This is a genomic window from Pseudoalteromonas holothuriae, from assembly GCF_945859825.1.
Lineage (GTDB): Bacteria > Pseudomonadota > Gammaproteobacteria > Enterobacterales > Alteromonadaceae > Pseudoalteromonas > Pseudoalteromonas holothuriae.
In genome coordinates this window covers 1-16,113 of record NZ_CAMAPC010000012.1, presented here as the reverse complement: position 1 = coordinate 16,113, position 16,113 = coordinate 1, and the positions used below count along the sequence as shown (strand labels likewise).

Below are 16,113 nucleotides of genomic sequence, written 5' to 3'. Positions count from 1 at the left end.
TGATACTTAATTTTTTTGAATAAATTGCCATAATAAAAAAGGCCGTAAAAACGGCCTTTGCTTTAAGGTTAATTAATCGTTTACTTTGGTGTCGCTGTTACATTAAGTGTAATACCACTTGACGCTCTGTAACCATATATATCAATGTACCAAGTACCTGCTTGAGGGTTTTGTAGTGAACAAGATTCATTATTGCTGCCACTCTCAGAGCTACAATCATTATTAGACGTTGTTGATTGCTTACCACGTGTTACAAACAAGTCAGCATCACCAGAGCCACCTGACGTTGTTACGTTCAAATCAGCGTATCCATTAGCTAACTCAAGTGTAAAGCGTGTCCAGTTACGACGAGCAACGCTAATACCGTTTTCTACAATTGCAATTGGCTGAGTACCTGGGTTTGTGGTTCCACCTTCCGTGAAACTTGCAACTAGAGATACACCCGAGAATGCACTATAGCCTTTAACCATCACATGATAAGTGCCACCAGATTGAGTTAAAGTACAACCTTCGTTATTACCACCTGCATAGGGACGACACTCAAAATTTGAATCACTTGGCTTAGAACCAAACTGTGTGTACAAATCTGCATCACCTGTACCGCCACTCATGTTCACTTTAACATCAGTCGCACCTGCAGGAACTTCAAAAGTAAATAATAACTCTTCACCTGCTGAGCCAGAAAGACCGGATTTAGCAACACCATTTTCTAGCTCATTACCTACTGGCGGTTGCACTGGACCACCAGTTCCATCACAACCATTTTGCGTGATAGAGTCAATTGCATCTTTAGTTTGTACTAAGCCATGGCCAAACTTAACATCGCGCCCTGTTGCACCTAAATCTTGTGCTGTTGCTGTTAATACCGCTCGAATTTGTTCAGCAGTACAACTTGGATGGTGGCTCCACACCAATGCTGCAACACCTGCCACATGAGGTGATGCCATTGAAGTACCACTCATCAAGCCATAGTTGCTTGCATCAAGGTTAACAGACGCCGTCATGCCAATATTATTTAACATTTGTGCGCCGTCAGTGTCACTTACAGTAACCGCAGGAATAGTCGTTTGATTAGTATCACCTAAAGTACCACCAAAAGAACCAGCAGCATTGTTATATAGAATAGCGCCAACACCACCACTGTCTTCGCAGTTTTTAACTTTATCGTGGAATGAAATATTACCACGTTCAATTAAGCAAACTTTGCCATTTGCGCCCGCATCAATTGCCTCACCTGTCGCAAAATTATATAGAGCTGCATTGGCATTACCTTGGTTTTCCATACCATTTGAGTCATATGATTGACCTGCAACGGATAAAGATACAATTGAGCCTAAGCCTTCTGGGTATGTTGAGTTTACATCAACGCCAGGACCTGAAATTTCAACTTGGCTATTTTTTTGTGAGAAATCAGCGAGATCTTTATTACTGTCAATTGCTGCAACTGACATCACTGAGTCATATGATGCTGGATAGCTTTCTACATCGGTTGTATTTGTAGGTACACCGTCGTTACCAGCAGCGGCTATTAATAACATTCCAGCATCAGCTGCTGCTTGAATACCATTACGTTCAGTTACGCTTGAACCTTCACCGCCCAAACTCATATTCACAACATCAGAGCCTGCTGCTTGACATTTATTAATAGCATCAACTAACTCAGAAGAGTAACCCCAGCCATCATCATTAAATACTTTAATAATATGCATTGATGGATCAGTGCCAATAACACCTCGCACACCAATACCATTGTTAAGTGCTGCGATGGTGCCAGCTACATGCGTTCCGTGAGGACCACCGTGATCATACCAATTACCAGTACCCGAGTCGTTAGTACCTGAGACAGTAGCACCACGTGTGCCCATATCTTCATGAGGTAAATCAAGGCCTGAATCAATAACACAGATTTTTTTACCGCCATTTGCAGCTGATGCTACAGAATCATCAACCAAGTCAGCTTGAACCATTGCAATACCATATGGTTGCGTTTGCGACATTAAGCGACGAGGTAAATCTTCTTCAACATATTCAATTTGACTGTCATTGCGAAGCGCTAAAAGTTGTGTATCGCTCAGTTGTGCAACCACCGCATTTAAACTTGCTTTGAATTGTGCATTTTGCACTCCTAATGTTGCCATACGATTCGCTGTCGCTTGTGGCATATTATTGCTGTTTTGAAATGCCATAACCATGTCAGCAGCATTATCGTTTTTATACTTAACAATGTAACGTTTTGGCAACGGAGATTCTGGTTTATCGGCAACTTGTTTAAATGTAGAGGCCTGTAATGATGCGGATACCGCAAGAGATAACATTGTGGTAGCGAAAAGTGCTTTATTTTTTGTTATTTTTTTCATTGGAATAATCCATGTTGTTATTATTTTCATAACAGAATGTATCAAAAAACAAAATAATTAACACCACTGTCTAAAAGTAATTGTAAAGAATTGTTAATCATACTGTCACAAAATATAGTAAACTTTATTATTAACAATAATTTAAAAAACTTAATTAATAGAACAAAAGCTCGATAAAATTCAAATCAAACGCCGACCGTCCCTTTTTTGTTAACATTAGAATTAACTAGGATCTCTATCAAAAACCATTGGGCTGGCAAAACAAACTGCAGATAAACTAAAATATTCAATGTATGAGAGATAGGATTAAATAGATGGTTTTGCGCGCTATCGGCGTTCAAGGTATTTACTTTAACAACCGCTTATTTAGCCGTTGGATCGCAACATATGAATTAATAATGCAAATCTAACCTTCTTGAAAAGCGCTTCAACCTATTATTTAGAAATGGCTGTGAGTATTTTATTGTTGTTGTTATGGGTGACACCCACTTGAAAAGAGCCAAAGTGCAGCGTTTACGTTTAATTCTAATTACTCATTGAATATAGGCGCTGTTTTTACACGCACTTGTTGTATTTAGCTTTAGCTTATTAATGTCTATTGCCGCTAACATCAACTTTGCAAGTAGTGTTTTATTTGTCTCTTTTTGCGCTGCCAAATACAGTCGAGCAGTCAGCTTTGGTACTTCAAGAACAAGCTCCCATTTATCTTCTGTTCCCATCGTCATGGCCATTTGCTCTACAAAGTTTTGAGCACCAAATAAAAAATCTACGCGACCTTTTTCTAACATACCACCGGCTTGGTTTAGGCTATTAAGTTTGACTAAGTTATTCTCTTCAAAGCTTTCTTCTTTAAGGTATTGTAATGACGGTTGACCTGCCGCCACACCGATAACATAATGCTTCAGAATATCAGCAGTGTAGTGTGGCAATTCAACCATACCATCTACCCGTTTATAAAATCCAATTTTCAGTTCACACAGCGGCATAACCCAATGATATTGATGTTCTCTGATTTTCGTGCGCGCGATTGAATATATCAGTGCATTTGGCGTATGTTCAAACTGCTGCTTGGCACGGTGCCACGGCAACATATAAATTTGGTATTCTAATTGCGCCTGCGCCATTAAAGCGCGCACCATCAGCGTTGCACGCCCAGACATTTCGCCCTCTGTATCTTCATATTGATACGGCGGGAAATGCTCAGTATAAATATCTATTTGACTGTACGCTAAAGCGCTCATACCTATCGACGCTATCCCTAACAAAGCCCTAATAAGAGATCTCATCGTCTAATACCACTGCTGTTTTTCACTAATTATAACGCATCTGCTTTAATGTACTAAGTTTCAAGAACGTCTCTAGTATTTACTTTAGATATTCATTCACTCACGTAAAATTCAAACTATTAGTAAACTAAAAATGTGTATGAATAATGGAAAGCTTATGTTGAAACGCACATTGTTTGTATTCTCTTGTGTGTTTTTGCAACAATGACATGCTGGGACAATGCTCGATAAAGGACAATTTACGCCTCCCACATCCCCCTAAAATACTCTATAGTAACCTGCATGGTTATACTCAACACCCCACAGTATTCGAACATCGCTTTTTGTGTGTTGCTGTTAACTTAATCACGCCCGTACAAAAAACAAGCAAGTTAATACAAAGAAGCCAGTAATCTTTATGCAAAACTGGCTTCTATCATACTTGTGTCAGCAATATCTAAAGCGCCGCTTTATCTGCACGAGCCTTATGAAGCTTTTTATAGCTATCAATCAAACGTTGGTGCTTGTCTAAACCGTCTAAATTCATATTGGTAGGCGTTAAACCATAGAACTTAACATCACCATTAATTGAACCAATCACGTTCGCCATTACTTCTTTACCAAACATACGTTCAAAATTAACGATATAATCTTCTATCTGTAGCGCTTCATCCAATGCAACTTCCAAAACAACCTGCATGGCTTGGTAAAATAGACCACGCTCGACGGTGTTATCGTTAAATTGTAAAAATGACTCTACTAATTCAATTGCTTCTTCAAGCTCGCCCAGTGCTAGGTAAATTAAAATTTTAAGCTCAAGAATTGTGAGCTGACCCCATACCGTATTTTCATCAAACTCAACACCAATCAATGTGATAATATCAATATAATTATCCAACTGACTCTGCTCTAAACGCTCAACCAAATTGACTAACTGCTCATCATCAAGTGCATGCAAATTCAAAATATCCTCACGATATTGCAATGCTTTGTTAGTGTTATCCCAAATTAGGTCTTCAACAGGGTAAACCTCGGAGTAATCTGGCACTAAAATACGACAGGCGGTGCCTAAATCTGAAAACTCAGCCACATAGCATTCTTTGCCTAAGTCTTTCAAAATTCCAAATAAGGTGTCGCACTCTTGATCATTAGTCCCAGAAAAATCCCATTCACAAAAGTCATAGTCATGTTTGGCACTGAAAAAACGCCAAGAAATAACACCCGTTGAATCAATAAAGTGCTCAACAAAATTTTCAGGTTCTGACACCGCTAAACTATTAAAAGTAGGCTTTGGCACATCGTTTAATCCCTCAAAACTGCGACCCTGTAATAACTCAGTCAAGCTGCGCTCAATAGCAACTTCAAAACTTGGATGTGCACCAAAAGAGGCAAATACTCCCCCTGTTTTAGGATTCATTAACGTTACACACATCACTGGAAATTGCCCGCCCAACGATGCATCTTTAACCATAATTGGGAACCCTTGTATTTCAAGGCCCTTAATACCAGCGACTATACTAGGATATTTATCTAGTACTGACTGTGGTACATCGGGTAATACGATTTCTTGTTCAATGATCTGGCGCTTAACTGCGCGTTCAAAGATTTCTGATAAACACTGAACTTTAGCTTCGTCAAAGTTGTTGCCTGCACTCATGCCATTACTTAAGAACAAGTTTTCAATTAAGTTAGATGGAAAATACACCGTTTCACCATCTGACTGGCGAACATAAGGAATAGAGCAAATTCCGCGTTGGGTATTACCTGAATTAGTATCAATTAAATGCGAGCCTCTAAGCTCACCTTCAGGGTCGTAAATTTCACGGCAGTACTCATCTAAAATACCTGCTGGCAACGCATCATCCGCATCTGGTTTAAACCATTTTTCATTTGGATAGTGCACAAAATCACTATTTGCGATTTCCTGACCTAAAAATTGGTCATTATAAAAGAAGTTACAGTTAAGACGCTCAATGAACTCACCTAACGCAGAACACAGCGCACTTTCTTTAGTCGACCCTTTACCATTGGTAAAACACATTGGTGACGCTGCATCGCGAATATGTAATGACCAAACATTAGGAACAATATTACGCCATGATGAAATTTCAATTTTCATGCCTAGCTCAGCCAAAATTCCTGTCATGTCCGCAATGGTTTGCTCAAGTGGCAAATCCTTCCCTTCAATAAAAGTACTTGATGAATCATTTGGCGAGGTCATTAACATCGCCTGCGCATCTTCGTCAAGGTTTTCAACAGTGTCTATTTTAAACTCAGGGCCAGTCTGTACCACTTTTTTAACTGTACAGCGGTCGATAGAACGTAAAATACCTTCTCGGTCTTTTTCTGAGATATTTTCTGGTAGCTCAACTTGAATTTGGAAAACTTGGTTATAGCGATTTTCTGGGTCAACGATATTATTTTGTGACAGACGAATACCGTCAGTTGAGATATCACGCGCATTGCAATATACCTTAACAAAGTATGCAGCACACAGCGCTGATGATGCTAAAAAGTAATCAAACGGGCTTGGTGCAGAGCCATCACCTTTATAACGGATTGGTTGGTCGGCTATCACCGAAAAGTCGTCAAATTTAGCTTCTATTCTCAAGTTATCGAGAAAATTAACTTTAATTTCCATTATTAAGGTCCTATTTGCTTGCTGGCGTACTCATCAACGCGCTGCGTGTGAGTCACAATAAATATTTAATAGCTAATTATCTTCTTTTTTAAGGCAATAGTCTTGAATTAATTACATCTGTTATGCAAATAGCGCGTCAATTCTTTTTATACTTCGTCGTCGTTTATGCTGCTGTCGTTCACTGTACTCGGCAATATTTTCTCAGAGAAGTTGATGGGAATAAATTTATTTTGGTAGTACAAATCAGGCTTGTAGTTAGCCATAGCAATTTACCAAGGGTGAATAAAAGTTATTAGTTCACAGTAACCCTTTGGATTCAGGTCAAATAACAATCAACACTAAGGGTGAAATTCATTCCTGGAAAGAGTAACTTTACAGCCTCAGCGCCCACATCGACAAACGAAGTAAACGAATCTGTTTATTGATTTAGAGTTGACCATCTCTGTATGAAAACGGCCAAAAAGAACACTGTTGCCTATTGACAGAGTCAATACTCATATGAGTTATGTGTACTTTGCTGCTATACATATTTAAAAGTGTTCGCGCCATCAAAATACTTAATATTAGCCGCTTTGAAATGCTCTGGCTTTACCATACGGGTATTCATAGCGACTCTATTTGAACCATCATCTCGTTTTTGCGTGTAATGAGTAGTACAGCCACAAATTGAACATGAGTGATACTCGCGTATTTTATTACCCCATTGATAAACACTAATATTAGAATTTTGTTTTATTACAACTTGATCCGATGTGTAATATGCCCAAAGTGCTCCAATACGGTAACACATTGAACAATTACAGCTTGTCACTGAATCAATTATCTTTTCAGTCGTTATAGTTATATTCCCGCAGTGGCATGCTGCTTCGATCATGTCGCCTCCTTGATTAGCTAACGCCCTGTCAACAACTTGTTAATTTACAATTACGCTAACACTAATGAAAAGGCACTTAGCCAAATCAGCTGACAGCCATAAGAAATACGTTGATGAATTCCGGGGTTACTTTGAGATTTTACGGCTTTAGCCATAGCCAATAGATAATAAACAGCAGCGAGAACAGAAACAACTGAAAAAATACGAAAATATAGTGGGATAATTTCTGTTGTTGGGCTTATAGCTACTAATATTGGCGCTACAACTAGCGACAGTAACATAATAAAACCAGCCCAAGAATGTACCTTACAATTAAAAGTTGGATTTTTAGTAAATGGATCTGCGTCCATAGGAAAGTAACCTGCTACCCATGTACCAATGCCATGAGCTATTACTAACCAACCCGTAATATTTACTAAGATTGAAACGCTTGAAAGCTGCGCCAAATACCAACCGAAAAAGCAAAAGAGAAAGCCTAGAGGATAATTATTAATTAAGGGTGACAATTTTTCTGTTGGGCTGCCTGTTGCGCCTAATTCACTACAAAATTGTTTAGAGTGGCTATAACCATAATAAAATCGGCTCGCAACATAAACACCTATGAAGATCCAGATTGTTGCAATTAACCCTGAATAGATCGCAATACTTTCAAACACTACCAAAATCCTTTTTGTAATCTAACGCTGCCAAAAACGGTAGAGTGCGCTGGCGCGATTTTTTGCGTATCTTCACAAAAAACGCAACAGTGTACGGAATCCGCTTGATTGGCTTGATACTCATTGAGCCCTCTCCCCGAAGTTTAGCGAAAAGCTAAACTTCAAGACGACCAAACCAAAAGGAGAAAGCTCAATGAAATTTTATACTAATTTTCATCAAAGATCCGTGTGCACTTAAAGCTTTGCTAAGGGGCAATTGACTGTTGGCTATACTTGCGCGAAGCGCCAAGCCAACTGTTAATTGTCCCAGTGAGTATACGAACGAACTTGAGCAACTTGTATGGATAATAAACCCATCAAATTATTCTTTTAAACCGAGTTCGGGTAATGTGAGACCCAGGCTTTAGCTGCAACTAAAGCTCTCTTTTGTGGTAGTTCGATTGAGCGATGGCTCCTCTGTTGAGAGACCGATAACAAGAATGAACGCCACAAAAGACTCCAAGCATCACACTCGAATAGTCTACTGGGTCTCGAACCCGCATTATGCAAGCAAGAGTTAGCTTATTATGAAAACAAATACAGAGCAAAACATTAATGTCGGTGTCGATACCGGTAAATTCAAACTGGATATTTATATTCGCCCCTTAGGCCTCTATTTCACTGTTGATAATGACGAAAAAGGTATCAAAGAAGCCGTTAAAAAAATTAAGCTATACATTCCTAAACGGATTGTAATCGAAGCAACAGGTCGCCTTGAAATGCCCTTTATTATCGCATGTGCAAAGGCCAACTTACCCTTCGTCATTGCCAATCCAATACACATAAAACGCTTTGCTGGCGCCATTGGTCAACGCGCTAAAACTGATAAACTGGATGCACAATTAATCGCACATTATGGTGAAGCAATTAAACCCTCACTCTCCACCCTAAAGCCTGAAATAATGCAGGCTATGAGCGATTTGGTTGCCAGACGAAATCAGCTATTAGTCATGCAAACGATGGAGAAAAATCGCCTGCAAATCTTACCAAAAGAACTGATTTCAACCATTAAACCTATTTTAACGGCCTTCAAAAATCAAATTGAGAAAATTGAAAATAAAATTCTAAAACTCATTGAATCATGTCCTGAGTATTCAGCCAAAAACACGATCTTGCAAAGTATGAAAGGCATTGGCAAAATTGCTGCTGCATCCATCATCAGTAACTTACCTGAACTTGGCTATATGTCGAACAAAGAAGCTGGTTCTTTATTAGGTGTTGCACCAATGAATCGCGAAAGTGGACGGTATAAAGGGCTCCGTAAAATCCAAGGTGGTCGACACCAAGTGCGCACCGTTTTATACATGGCAATGATGTCAGCTATCCAATCTAACCCGGTTTTTAAATCAGCCTATCAGCGATTAGTTGCTGCTGGGAAACCAAAAAAAGTAGCGCTTATTGCGTGTGTCAGGAAGATGATTGTGATCCTAAATTCGATGCTCAGAGACGGGGTTATGTGGGAAGCGCCAAAAGTTTTAAATTAGCTATTGACGCCATAGTCTCTTGTTATATTCCGCTCTAGCCACTGCATCTTTGATTATTTTTAGACTGATTACATATTTCATTTAGAATAATTTCACCTGCCTCTTTATACCCATTACTAGACAAATAATCAGATATTTCAAAAAGTGAGTCTATACCTTCTGATGATTGATTAATTGTGAAAGCTATATGTTTATTAAGTTCTTCAGTTGCATTTTCAGAAATTGCATAATGAGCGGTTAGCTTTTGTAAGGTTTCTGTAGGGACAAGTACTTTAAATCCATACTTGTTAGATAAATCAGTATAGTGTTCTTTTAAGCCATCTAACCCTGAGATTTTTACTTCATAAGTCGGTTCCCAGCCAGCGAATGTTGATTGTAAAGCATACTGCATCGAAGGGTGTTTAGTAGTTCTGTGAGATTGGTCTGGGAATTTTTGGAATTCAAAAGAACCTTTTGATAGGTTACTTAGCTTCTTAGTTAATTCTGTAAAAGGATTTTGCATATGTTCACCTTCATTTGCGATGGTGATCGTAAGAGGTGCTTTTCTTTTTAAAACTTCAGAATTTGATTTAGATACTTTGTCTACGATGTAGCCATCATCAAGAGAGGGGCTAAAAGCAAAGTATTTCGAAAAAACTGGATTGTCACTTAACCAATAATCCAATACGAAGCGCCCTGAATTGGAGTGCCCAGACAAAATGCTATAAGTTGCAACTCGATAATTTTCATTAACATATGGAACAGCTTCTTTTTCTAGAAAGTTAGCAAAGGGTGTTGTTTTTCCATTTTCAGGACTAAGTTCTTTTCCTCTACTTTCGATACCGACAACTATAAAGTTTGGAATTTGATCTTCTAAAAGATCAAGAGTCGATAAAGTTGAAAGCATATCCCATTGGCCGTGAAGTACATATAGTACAGGGTATGATTTCTCTTCATTGTGATAGTTCTTTGGAAGTTTTATTAATAAATTCCTTTCTTCCCCAAGTGAATTGGACTGTAACTTAACTTCCTCAGCTAACATTAAACCTGATGCAAGTGAAAACTTTGAACAAAGTAAAACAAAACTAAAAAACAATACTCTCATTTATAACTCTCCTTGTTGATGAAACTCTAGGAATATAGACATAATGACTCCCACACGGTGCTAGCCTCCGCATTTTCGTGGGTTAGCTTAAAGCTAGAGCCATAATTAGTTTGTCAAATAACTAAATAGCAGAGGCTAGCATGACTAAACATAACATACTTTTCATTGGCTTAGATACTCATAAAGAGTTTAATGAAGTAGCTTATATTGAAGACCAACGCGGCGCTCAACCTATCCATCACGGCCGAATTCCTTCTGCTAAAGTCGCTATTAAAAAGCATATCAGGCAATTTGAATCTAAATACTCTAATGCAACTCTGCATTTCGTTTATGAGGCTGGCCCTTGTGGTTACTGGATTTACCGTTTAATTACTTCTCTTGGACATTGCTGTTACGTGGTTGCCCCCTCTTTAATACCTAAAAAGCCTGGTGAACGTATTAAAACTGACAAACGTGATGCACTAAAACTCGCAAAGCTTCTTAAATCTGAAGACTTAACCCCTATTTATGTCCCCGAGCCTGAAGATGAAGCTATTCGTGATTTATCTCGTGCTCGAGAAGTCGCCATGAAGGATTTAAAAGATGCCAAATACCAACTAAAAGCGCTGTTACTTCGTAATAATATTAACTATGCAGGCACAGCAAATTGGTCTCTCAAACACTTACGTTGGCTCACCGAACTGGTATTGCCACACCCTGCACAACAAATCGTTTTACAAGAGTTTATTCAAACTATAAACGAGCGAACTGCACGATTGGACCGACTCGACAACGAAACTATCTCATCATGTTTATCAATGGCGTTATTACCCCGTTGTGAAAGCCATTCAAGCCATGCGCGGCGTTCGTTTGCTTGTCGCCGCTGGCGTTGTGGCTGAGCTTGGCGATTTAACCCGCTTCGACCATCCGCGTAAACTCATGAGTTACCTTGGCCTTGTACCAAGTGAACACTCAAGCGGTGGTAAAAGGCATATTGGCGCAATTACTAAATGTGGCAATGGTCGTGCAAGACGGTTATTAGTCGAAGGCGCTCATAGTTATCGCCATGCAGCCAACATATCGACTGAACTACAAAAACGACAAGAGGGCTTGCCAAAGCAAATTGTTGATATCGCATGGAAAGCACAATTAAGACTCTGCAAACGTTATAAAAAGCTTATAAATAAAGGCAAGCATTACAACCTTGTTGTCACTGCTATTGCCAGAGAAATGATTGCGTATATCTGGGCAATTGCCAAAGAAGTAGTATTGATACCCATTAATCCAAGATTACGTTTAGCACGGGTACCAGCTTAAAATGAACGAATTAGAGTTAATGCATTGGGTCAAGCATCGGATGTGGCACAACCACCGACGGCGTTAGGATGGCAATACTGCAAACATAGTATTGAACCACGAACATAGACTGAAGACAGGTGCCACGTCGAACTAAGTAAGGTCTGCTCTGCTCACTAAAGTGAGCAACCAACGAATATCAGCATGAAAACCGATGAAATTACTTGCTTCATCTTATGTATTAACTCGCTCTAATTCGAATTGAGAGATTATGGCTTAAAGTTAAGCAGGGATCAGTGTGTTTAACTTGACAGTGGGAGTCATACCAACGCCGCGTTAAAGGGCTGCGCTTTTCGTCGTCCCAGCCGAAGGCGATTTAAACGCCTTGTTAGCAGGTATGTACTACCTGCGAATTTGAATTTGATCACCTGGTAGAAAATTAGAAGCTGCAGATACTAATGCAATAGCCTCGTCAATTAATAATGGTTTATCGCTATATTCTGCGTCTAAAATAAACCAGTGGTCATAAGTTACTGCCATGAAATTCATAATATTGACCACACCATCTTCTTCAATTGAATCTTTAGGCACTTCTGGTTTTATTGAATTAAAGTTTGAATGGCCAATATAATTTCCTCTATAGTCCATTAACATTTCATGCAACCACAAATATTCCTCAGGTACAACCTCATTTTTAAACAAATAAAATCTCTTTACAGGCTTATGTACTCCATTACTTTTTAAGAATGGTTTAGCATAAGTTACTATTCCCAGCTTTATGAGAGAGTCACGAATAAATTTGTCTTTTTCGGTTTTCGCTCTCACCAAACATTCTTTTGCTTCTTGAAAATCAAGTTTAAATAGAACTAATCTAGCTACGACTTCATCTTCAACATTTTTCATAACTAGACTCTATACTTGCCTGCTAACGCCGTTTTAAGCGGCTAATTACAGTTGGCTAAAATAAGTGAGGCACGAACAAAAAGCCAACTGTAATTTGTCCGACTTGAAAACCCTTGTTATATGTATTTACTCATACTGATGAATATTTAAATACCACTCTCTAAGCTCAGATAAACTTATATTTCTGGGTAAAGGATTATTCTCGATAAATTTAGCCATTAAATATTGATTAATATATGCCTCCCCAGTTCGTCTGGGGTGATTTGAAATCCAAGAGTTATAAAAATCACTTTCAACACGATAGTGATGAGAATGAATAAATTCAGACCACAGTGTTCGTAATTCATTTTCATTTCGAATATCTATTATCTCAAACTCTTCCATATTTCGGTCATCGATGTTTCCCCAGCCACTTTTGAACAATTCAATTGCACTAGCGTCGGATGTAGGAGCACCATACCCGAAAACGGTTACCATGAACGAAGCTTTTAAATAATGCCTAATAGCTTCCGACGAAATAAACACAATAAACAAGACAGCCATAATTAAATTGTCGAACTATTATAATGTAAAGCTAGTGTCTTTAATATTGTTAGGCCAAAAGTACCTTTTCACTGCTGTTTTCTAATTTAATCAGAAGGATTTGGTGGCAATTACCAAGTGTTACACGTAGCTTTACCTACCCTGCGGCATTATTGTGGTTTACTTTGTGGGTGGTAAATTAGCTTAGCCGAGTAGCTTTTCGCATTGACTGAAGCTGGTTCGCCGTTTTACCTCTAAATGTGTGTAGTAGTTATCAAGCTTATTAGGTCGCCCCACAGCACCTTTAAATACTATGGTAAATTGTGTTGTGAGCTTTAGCCAATTTTCGGGCGCTATGCTTAGTCGATCTAAGATAGGAAGTGTGTGCTGCTCTATGTGCCCGCGTTTACCTTCTCTCATGCAACGGCCTGTTAGTTCAACCAGCTCAAGGTATGACTTAAGTTCAAAGGGGAGACCTTTGGGCATGTGTTTTCTTGGGCTGCCTGCAAAACGGGCGAGCTGCTTGGATTGTTTAGCGTCTTTGGCTGATTTCATTCGCTTTTGAACGCTGGTGTGCTCAGAGTCTTCTGGTGTTTTTGCCATTTTAGCTCTGATGGGATTTAGGTCAACGTAGGCCATACATGCAGCCAGCGCCGCTTCATCAAGCAGAGCTTGCGATTTAAAACGCCCTTCCCAAAATCGGCCTGTGCAGTTATCTTCTTTATTAGCTTTTCTAGCGATATCTTCATTGAGTACGCGCATAAACCAACTAATATCCGCCAGCCGTTTTCGATAATCGGCAATGGTTCGATTTAAAAAGAATTGTTGCGCTTTATCTAGCTTATCGTCTTGTAGATATTTTTGTGTAAGCAGCGTACCTTTGAATAATTTGTGCCAGCGAATAAGTATGGCTTTATCATTCAACCGCTTGGCTTTTTTATCATCTACATACAACACAATATGCGTATGATTGCTCATCACCGCATAAGCACACACATCAATACAAAATACTTTGGCTAGCGCTAGCAGCTTATCTTCTACCCATTGTCTGCGGTGCTCATAACTTTTACCTGTTACCGTATCATCACCACACAAAAATGCACGGCGAACACACCGTGATATACAGTGATAGTATTTTGTATCAACAAGACTTACCTGTCTTTTGCGTGCCGTTGCCATGTTAGCTGCCTACCTTTTGACCAGATAGATAAAAGATAGGCAATGAACAAAAAACAAGCAGGAAAATAATATAAGAAAGGCACGAGGCGACTAAAAAGTCACCTCGATTGGTTAGTAGTGTTTGACAAAGGCTGAGCGTCCATACATGTCTTGGTTATTTACTTTCCCCCTTGTATTCAACTTTTATTATACGCTTTTCTCTATCAAAAATAATATAACTAATAGTGACAAATTGCCCTTCTTTTATAACTCCATCTTTATAATTTCGATTTGAAAAGAAGTAGCTATCTGTCACATAATCGTTATATTTAAAATCAACCCCCTGAACTTTAAATAACTCTGTCCGGCTAGTTAATTTTTCCACTCTCAGCTCACTAATTTCTCCGCTTACAGTATATATCTCTTGACTAGAAACTTTCTCCCTGAAATCACCCATCTCGGATAAATTGCTAATTTCTATAAAAAAAGAAACAAAACACACCGCTATAACTATATTTAAATCCAAGTGTAATACCGGTTGTATTTTACGCTTATACCAACCATATCGAGCTTTATTTATCCTCACTAAAAGTGAAAATATGAACGTAAAAGAAATCAAAATAATCGGGATCAATGAACGTTCGATATTACTTTCAAAGTACACTACATTTTCAAACATATTTGCTCCAAAAAAGTTCCTATATGATATAGATATTATATTACTAATTTGTAGTGTTAACCTTCATGCGACACACACCGCCACCTTGACCAATATCAAACCCAATAGTCGCCATTCTTGTAGTCCCAGAAACTGTTGAGATAATAAACCAGACAGCCAATATTAAATTATCAAACAATGGACACGCAAATCCAGCTCCTTTGATATTGTTTTATGCCAAAAGCACTTTTTCACTACTATTTTTAGTTTTATCCGAAGATTTGAATGGTAATTACAAAAAATTAGTCGCGGTTTTGCCTACTTTATCAGCATCATTGGTGTTTTCGGTTATAGAGTAATTTAAGCGAATAACTTTTCACATTGGCTGATGCTGGTTCGCCGTTTTACTTCTAAATGTGTGTAGTAGCCATCAAGCTTATTGGGTCGCCCTACCGCCCCTTTGAACACTTTGGTAAATTGTGTGGTGAGTTTTAACCAGTTTTCAGGTGCTATGTTTAATCGCTCTAAAATAGGAAGTGTGCGCTGCTCTATATGCCCGCGTTTGTCTTCTCGCATACAACGCCCTGTGAGTTCAACTAGCTCTAAATAAGACTTTAACTCGAAGGGTAGTCCTTTGGGCATGTGTTTTCTGGGGCTGCCTGCAAAGCGGGCAAGTTGATTGGGTTGTTTAGCGTCTTTGGCTGATTTAATTCGCTTTTGAACACTGGTGTGGTCAGAGTCTTCTGGTGTTTTTGCCATCTTCGCTCTGATGGGGTTTAAATCAACATACGCCATACAGGCTGCCAGAGCGGCTTCATCTAGAAGTGCTTGCGATTTAAAACGCCCTTCCCAAAACCGACCTGTGCAGTTATCTTCTTTATTAGCTTTTCTAGCTATATCTTCATTGAGTACGCGCATAAACCAGCTAATATCCGCCAGTCGTTTTCGATAATCGGCAATGGTTCGATTTAAAAAGAATTGTTGCGCTTTATCTAGCTTATCGTCTTGTAGATATTTTTGTGTAAGCAGCGTACCTTTGAATAATTTGTGCCAACGAATAAGTATGGCTTTATCATTCAACCGCTTGGCTTTTTTATCATCTACATACAACACAATATGCGTGTGATTGCTCATCACTGCATAAGCACACACATCAATACAAAATACTTTGGCTAGCGCTAGCAGCTTATCTTCTAC

Annotated in this window: 12 protein-coding genes and 2 pseudogenes; 2 read left to right on the top strand and 12 right to left on the bottom strand. The window is 38.9% G+C overall.

What is annotated here, in order from left to right; translation table 11 throughout:
• Positions 1-80: 80 nt before the first annotated feature.
• The 6 genes and pseudogenes from OCI93_RS14390 to OCI93_RS14370 form a co-directional block, all read right to left on the bottom strand.
• On the bottom strand, positions 81-2,357 hold the full coding sequence (locus OCI93_RS14390) for a S8 family serine peptidase (RefSeq protein ID WP_261626689.1): 2,277 nt from the start codon (positions 2,355-2,357) through the stop codon (positions 81-83).
• A gap of 533 nt (positions 2,358-2,890) precedes the next feature.
• A complete protein-coding gene (locus tag OCI93_RS14385) occupies positions 2,891-3,643 on the bottom strand; it encodes a substrate-binding periplasmic protein (protein ID WP_261626688.1) in 753 nt (250 codons plus the stop codon).
• 436 nt (positions 3,644-4,079) lie between these two features.
• Positions 4,080-6,263, bottom strand: a complete 2,184-nt coding sequence (locus tag OCI93_RS14380; protein WP_261595255.1) for an OsmC domain/YcaO domain-containing protein — start codon at positions 6,261-6,263, stop codon at positions 4,080-4,082.
• Between the two features lie 182 nt (positions 6,264-6,445).
• A pseudogene (locus OCI93_RS21165) lies at positions 6,446-6,526 on the bottom strand (transposase); the annotation flags it as partial.
• Between the two features lie 257 nt (positions 6,527-6,783).
• Positions 6,784-7,137, bottom strand: coding sequence for a GFA family protein (locus OCI93_RS14375; protein WP_261626687.1), 354 nt, complete (start codon positions 7,135-7,137; stop codon positions 6,784-6,786).
• A gap of 50 nt (positions 7,138-7,187) precedes the next feature.
• The gene (locus tag OCI93_RS14370; RefSeq protein ID WP_261626686.1) at positions 7,188-7,793 is read right to left on the bottom strand and encodes a DUF998 domain-containing protein; all 606 of its coding nucleotides are present in this window, start codon (positions 7,791-7,793) and stop codon (positions 7,188-7,190) included.
• Positions 7,794-8,359: 566 nt separating this feature from the next.
• On the opposite strand from OCI93_RS14370, the gene OCI93_RS14365 reads away from it, so the two are divergent.
• Positions 8,360-9,316, top strand: a complete 957-nt coding sequence (locus tag OCI93_RS14365) for an IS110 family RNA-guided transposase (protein WP_261626685.1) — start codon at positions 8,360-8,362, stop codon at positions 9,314-9,316.
• A gap of 34 nt (positions 9,317-9,350) precedes the next feature.
• Here the strand turns inward: OCI93_RS14365 and OCI93_RS14360 are convergent, their stop codons facing one another.
• Complete coding sequence (locus OCI93_RS14360; RefSeq protein WP_261626684.1) at positions 9,351-10,400, bottom strand: alpha/beta hydrolase; 1,050 nt, start codon at positions 10,398-10,400, stop codon at positions 9,351-9,353.
• 140 nt (positions 10,401-10,540) lie between these two features.
• On the opposite strand from OCI93_RS14360, the pseudogene OCI93_RS14355 reads away from it, so the two are divergent.
• Positions 10,541-11,696, top strand: a pseudogene (locus tag OCI93_RS14355) (IS110 family RNA-guided transposase).
• A 381-nt stretch (positions 11,697-12,077) separates the two neighbouring features.
• On the opposite strand, the gene OCI93_RS14350 reads toward OCI93_RS14355, so the two are convergent.
• The 5 genes from OCI93_RS14350 to OCI93_RS14330 form a co-directional block, all read right to left on the bottom strand.
• Complete coding sequence (locus tag OCI93_RS14350; protein ID WP_261626683.1) at positions 12,078-12,578, bottom strand: hypothetical protein; 501 nt, start codon at positions 12,576-12,578, stop codon at positions 12,078-12,080.
• Between the two features lie 126 nt (positions 12,579-12,704).
• Entirely contained in the window at positions 12,705-13,055 is a 351-nt protein-coding gene (locus tag OCI93_RS14345) for a hypothetical protein (RefSeq protein WP_261626682.1), read from the bottom strand.
• 249 nt (positions 13,056-13,304) lie between these two features.
• Entirely contained in the window at positions 13,305-14,279 is a 975-nt protein-coding gene (locus OCI93_RS14340; protein WP_261626681.1) for a transposase, read from the bottom strand.
• 154 nt (positions 14,280-14,433) lie between these two features.
• Positions 14,434-14,937 carry a hypothetical protein gene (locus OCI93_RS14335; RefSeq protein WP_261626680.1) on the bottom strand — a complete coding sequence of 168 codons (504 nt, stop codon included), beginning with the start codon at positions 14,935-14,937 and terminating at the stop codon, positions 14,434-14,436.
• A 339-nt stretch (positions 14,938-15,276) separates the two neighbouring features.
• Positions 15,277-16,113 (bottom strand): transposase (locus OCI93_RS14330; protein WP_261626679.1); only part of this gene is annotated, 837 nt, incomplete at its 5' end.

Excerpts from the sequence above, each read along its gene's own strand:
- OCI93_RS14390 (WP_261626689.1), bottom strand. The coding sequence starts at position 2,357 with ATGAAAAAAATAACAAAAAATAAAGCACTTTTCGCTACCACAATGTTA.
- OCI93_RS14385 (WP_261626688.1), bottom strand. The coding sequence starts at position 3,643 with ATGAGATCTCTTATTAGGGCTTTGTTAGGGATAGCGTCGATAGGTATG.
- OCI93_RS14380 (WP_261595255.1), bottom strand. The coding sequence starts at position 6,263 with ATGGAAATTAAAGTTAATTTTCTCGATAACTTGAGAATAGAAGCTAAA.
- OCI93_RS14375 (WP_261626687.1), bottom strand. The coding sequence starts at position 7,137 with ATGATCGAAGCAGCATGCCACTGCGGGAATATAACTATAACGACTGAA.
- OCI93_RS14365 (WP_261626685.1), top strand. The coding sequence starts at position 8,360 with ATGAAAACAAATACAGAGCAAAACATTAATGTCGGTGTCGATACCGGT.
- OCI93_RS14360 (WP_261626684.1), bottom strand. The coding sequence starts at position 10,400 with ATGAGAGTATTGTTTTTTAGTTTTGTTTTACTTTGTTCAAAGTTTTCA.
- OCI93_RS14350 (WP_261626683.1), bottom strand. The coding sequence starts at position 12,578 with ATGAAAAATGTTGAAGATGAAGTCGTAGCTAGATTAGTTCTATTTAAA.
- OCI93_RS14345 (WP_261626682.1), bottom strand. The coding sequence starts at position 13,055 with ATGGTAACCGTTTTCGGGTATGGTGCTCCTACATCCGACGCTAGTGCA.
- OCI93_RS14340 (WP_261626681.1), bottom strand. The coding sequence starts at position 14,279 with ATGGCAACGGCACGCAAAAGACAGGTAAGTCTTGTTGATACAAAATAC.
- OCI93_RS14335 (WP_261626680.1), bottom strand. The coding sequence starts at position 14,937 with ATGTTTGAAAATGTAGTGTACTTTGAAAGTAATATCGAACGTTCATTG.